Origin of the sequence: Arenimonas sp. (assembly GCF_022842045.1) — a bacterium.
GTDB lineage: Bacteria > Pseudomonadota > Gammaproteobacteria > Xanthomonadales > Xanthomonadaceae > Arenimonas.
On sequence record NZ_JALHQI010000118.1, the window covers coordinates 1 to 3813 of the forward strand.

5 protein-coding genes are annotated in these 3813 nt (G+C 72.2%); all 5 read right to left on the reverse strand.

Annotated elements, in window-relative coordinates; translation table 11 throughout:
* Positions 1-62: 62 nt before the first annotated feature.
* Positions 63-1184, reverse strand: coding sequence for an SMP-30/gluconolactonase/LRE family protein (locus tag Q0C12_RS14705; protein WP_290891512.1), 1122 nt, complete (start codon positions 1182-1184; stop codon positions 63-65).
* Positions 1185-1230: 46 nt separating this feature from the next.
* Positions 1231-1713: a hypothetical protein gene (locus Q0C12_RS14710; protein WP_290891514.1), complete on the reverse strand. Its 483-nt coding sequence runs from the start codon at positions 1711-1713 to the stop codon at positions 1231-1233.
* Positions 1714-1789: 76 nt separating this feature from the next.
* A complete protein-coding gene (locus Q0C12_RS14715) occupies positions 1790-2413 on the reverse strand; it encodes an HAD family hydrolase (protein ID WP_290891516.1) in 624 nt (207 codons plus the stop codon).
* Positions 2414-2431: 18 nt separating this feature from the next.
* Positions 2432-3691 carry a DUF2254 domain-containing protein gene (locus tag Q0C12_RS14720; RefSeq protein ID WP_290891518.1) on the reverse strand — a complete coding sequence of 420 codons (1260 nt, stop codon included), beginning with the start codon at positions 3689-3691 and terminating at the stop codon, positions 2432-2434.
* Positions 3692-3695: 4 nt separating this feature from the next.
* Positions 3696-3813, reverse strand: a 118-nt coding sequence (locus tag Q0C12_RS14725) for a Bax inhibitor-1/YccA family protein (protein WP_290891520.1), incomplete at its 5' end; no start/stop codon positions are given.

The following is a 3813-nucleotide window of genomic DNA, read 5'->3' on the forward strand; positions in this document are numbered from 1 at the left end:
AGCCTTTCTGGATGTCGGATTCGGCCATGGCCATGCGTGGGTTCCTGTTCGGTGCGTGGGTGTCAGTCGTTCGGCAGCCAGCCCAGCGTACCGGCGTGCAGGCTCTGGACATAGAGGCGATCGCGCGTTTCGGTGACGGCGGTGGTTTCCGGGTAGGCGCCTGCCGGGTCCTGCAGGTCGGCCAGGACCTGGCCTTGTTCATCGAAGGCCATCACGTGGCCGTACGCCGGCGGCACCGGCCACAGGAAGCGCGGCAGCCGCAGCGTCATGCGCCGCAGGAACGGGTAGGGCGCCATCGCATCCACCAGCCCGCTGCGCGGCTTGGTGAAGCCCAGCCAGATCCGGCCGTCCAGCCCACGCATCAGGTTGTCCGGATAGCCGGGCAGGTTGTCGAACAGCGCGAAGGCCAGCGGCGATGGCTCGCGCACGTCCAGCGCGCGGGCCTCGCGGTCGATGCGCCACACGCGGTACTGGCCGGTCTCGACCACCAGCAGCGCGCGCTGGTCGGCGGTGAGCGCCACGCCGTTGGCGAAGCTCAGGCCCCGCGCGACCACGCGCAGCGCGCGCGTCGCCGGGTCGTACTCGAATACGCGGCCCGTGGCCGACTGCTCGAGGATGTCGAGCACGCTGGCCTCGAAGGTGCCGCCCCAATCGGCCGGCGCGAAGCGCGCGCTGGCGTCGCTGAAGTAGATGCGGCCGTCGTCCGCCACCACCACGGCGTCGGCGTAGCGGATGGGTTGCCCTTGGAAGGCATCGGCCAGCACGGTCGCGTGGCCTTCGGGCGAGATCGAAAGAAGCCCGCGCCAGGCATCGGCGGCGACGAGTTGCCCCGCGTCGTCGAAGTCGAAGCCCAGCACCCGGCCGCCCGTGTCCGCGAACACCTCGCGCCTGCTGCCGTCGGCCGCCATCCGCAGCACCTTGCCGCCGGCGACGGCGACGTACAGCCGGCCATCGGGCCCGAAGGCCACGTGCTCCGGCCCGCTCTCCCCGCCCAGGTCGATGTGCCGCAGCCCGGCCAGCGCCTGGTTGGTGGCATGCGGGCCCCAATGGCCCAGGTCTTCCGGCGCGCGCCAGGCGACCGGCTGCACCGGCACCGGCCAGAGGCACAGGTAGGCCAGCAGCGCCGCCGCTGCGACCAGGGCGACCCGCCAGCGGGCCCGGCGGCGGTTCACGTTCGTCGGCACGAGGCCATTGGCCCGGTTACCGGGACATTCCGGTGTGACCGCCGGATCAGTCGCTATCGGCGTCGCCGCGCGCCGCCGCGTCGGCGTCGACCGCCTCGTCCATGGGCTCCGCCGTTGGCGCCGGCGGAACGTACATCGCGACGGCGGTGGCCTGCTTTTGCGTGGTGGGGATGCCGATGCCAATACCCACGGCGCTGTTGCGGCCATAGCTGCCGCCGCCCACCGACATGCCCACGGGCGAGCGCGAGTTACCGCGGCCCAGGATCAGCAGGCCGTTGGCGCCCAGTGCCGCGGCCTCCTGGCGCAGCCGGTCCATCACCGCCGAGTCCTGGCCCTTGGTGCCAAAACCAATCGCGCTGGAGGCATCGATCTCGGCGATGTCGATCGCGCCCGGCGGCGGCACGCGGTAGATGCGCACTTCCGAGGGATCGATCGGCGCGCGGGCATCGCCCAGCATCAGCTTGTCGGTGCTGGCGCAGCCTCCCAGCAGGGCGAGGGCAGGCAAAGCGAGAAGCAGGAGACGGTTCATGGCGGAGCTCCCTCCGGCGCGGAGTGCGGCCGGGACACCGCATGGTCGCACGCCCCCGGCAAGATGCGGCTGAACCTCAGCCAATCGACGGGAGCGCCATGCCCTCGGGCCAGCCGCGCGGCAGGTAATGGGCGACGTCGGCCAGCAGCAGCATCGGCCGATCCTCGGGGGTGTCGCCGTAGGCATGGATGCGGTCGAAGCGGGTCAGGTCGAGTTCGGCGCGGATGCGCCACACCTTGTGCTCGAGCACGCACTGCGGGCCAGCGTAGCGTCCGGTCAGGCGGCCGTCCCGGGCCTCGAGCCGGGAACCGTAGGCGACGACGCCCTCGGTCGCGGCCCAGGGCGACAGCAGGCATTCGAAATTGCCGGACACGATGCGCACGGTATCGCCGCGGTCGCGGTGGGCGCGCAGCCGGGCCAGGGCCGCGGGCCGGAGCAGGGCGGGCAGCCGGTCGCGGGCCCATTCGGCCGCCGCGGATTCGAACCGCGACGCCGCCATTCCGGTGAGGCCGCGCGCCACCACGGCCTCCCGGATCCGGGTGCCGCTGACCAGTCCCAGCCGGTAGCCCGCCACCAGCGGCGCGAGGCGCCAGCGGCCCCAGCGCAGTCGCTCGGCGGGCACGACGCTGCGTACGAAGGGGGGAAAGGTTTCGCCCCGCGTCAGCGTCCCGTCGAAGTCGAACAGCGCCAGGTCAGGCATGGGCCAGGCCGGAAGGGTTCAGTCCGCCGCGAAGGAGGCCAGGGCGCGGACGCGGTGGCGCTGGGCTTCCAGCGGCAGGCGTGCCTCCGCCAGCACGAGCGCGTCGCGCGCCAGCTGCCGGGCGCAGCGCGCCAGCGATTCATCCCCGAACGAGGCCATCGCGGCCAGCGCCTTGAACAGCCGGCACATGACTTCGATCGAACCGGCGCCGTCGCGCACGATCGCGGTGAAGGCGTCCTCGGCCAGGTCCTCGGCGGTCACTTCCGGAACCTGTACGCGCGGGTAGCGGGGCACGTCGGTGCCGGGTTCCGGCAGCGTCCGGCACCACCGGTCGAACACCCGGACCAGCCGGCCGATGACGTCGACCGCGGTGCCGGGATCGTTCACCGCGGGCGACAGCGCCCGCCCGGCGATTTCCGAGAGCACCACCAGGCCGAAGCGGGGGTCGTTGCCGAACTGCCGGGTGCGCTCGAGGTGATAAGCCTTCCGAAGCCGGGCCGGCACGCCGGGGTCGATGCCCGACGGGCCGGCCTGAACACGCAACAGCACATCGCCCGTGGCCACGAAGCGACCGGGCAAGGCCACCAGTTCGAGCCGCAGGCCATGCGCCTGCGCGCAGTCTTCGAGTGCGGCAAGGTCCACGCGGCAGACGTGGCCGACGCCGGAGGCCGTGATATCGGTGGCGTCTTCTGGCAGGCCCGAGGCGGGCGCGCCGCCCAAGCGCGGGTCCCGGCGCCGCTGCTCCACCGCGTCGAGCGCGGCATCCTCGGCCCGGTCGACGGTGTTGGACAGCCGGCCCAGCCGCGCGATGCGGTCGACCCAGCGCACGAAGGTCAGGATCACCAGCGCGAACACGAGCGCCGTTTCGAGGAACAGCGCGAACCGGCCCACCGTGCCGAAGCTGCCGTTCTGAAGCGCGACCAGGCCGACCACGCCGAAGATGAAGGCGGCCACGAACATCGAGTAGGCGTTCTGGGAGACGTCGTCTTCCAGCACCAGCGGGAACGAGCGCGGCGAGGCCGTGTTGCTGGCCGAGGCGTAGGCCGCGACCATGGCGCCCGCCGCGAAGATGGCGATCACCAGCATGCTCGAGGCCATGATCGAGAGCAGCGACTCGATCGATTCGGCCGAGACCTCGGGCGGATCCTTGAGCTGCCAGGCGCCGTCGAGCGCGGCGGCGAGCGCGACCGCGGCGACCGACAGCAGGCAGGCGGCCAGGGGCCGGGCCCACAAGCACTGGCGCAAGGACTGCGCCAGGGTCATGAGCCGGTCGATCACGGCCTCAGTCGCGCGACTGCAGCTTGGCCAGCAGGCGCAGGATCTCCAGGTACAGCCAGACCAGGGTGACGGTGAGGCCGAAGGCGCCGTACCACTCCATGTACTTCGGCGCGCCGGCTTCG

Excerpts from the sequence above, each read along its gene's own strand:
- Q0C12_RS14715 (WP_290891516.1), bottom strand. The coding sequence starts at position 2,413 with ATGCCTGACCTGGCGCTGTTCGACTTCGACGGGACGCTGACGCGGGGC.
- Q0C12_RS14710 (WP_290891514.1), bottom strand. The coding sequence starts at position 1,713 with ATGAACCGTCTCCTGCTTCTCGCTTTGCCTGCCCTCGCCCTGCTGGGA.